Genomic DNA, 277 nt, shown 5'->3' with positions numbered 1-277 from the left:
CACAAACGCTGGCCTATCCTCAGCGGGTCAGTGCAGGCGTTGAACCGCTAGACTTTACTCGTTTGAGTGAGTTGACCTTTATGGAGGTTGATTATCAGCGTTACCCTTGTTTGCAATTGGCGATAGACGCGTGTTATCTCGGCCAGCATGCCACTACGTCGCTCAATGCGGCGAATGAAGTGGCCGTTGAGGCCTTTTTACGAGGGCAGATTCGTTTTACTGATATTGCTGTGATTAATGAAAAGGTATTGTCGACCGTGTGCGGGGCAAACAGTCC

General features: G+C 50.2%; 1 pseudogene. It reads left to right on the top strand.

From position 1 onward, the window contains the following. Positions 1-277, top strand: a pseudogene (locus tag P8629_RS11775) (1-deoxy-D-xylulose-5-phosphate reductoisomerase); the annotation flags it as partial.

The sequence above is a fragment of the Hydrogenovibrio sp. 3SP14C1 genome (assembly GCF_029625905.1).
Lineage (GTDB): Bacteria > Pseudomonadota > Gammaproteobacteria > Thiomicrospirales > Thiomicrospiraceae > Hydrogenovibrio.
Note: the sequence above shows the minus strand (reverse complement) of the source record. Positions and strands in the feature narration are given on the sequence as shown.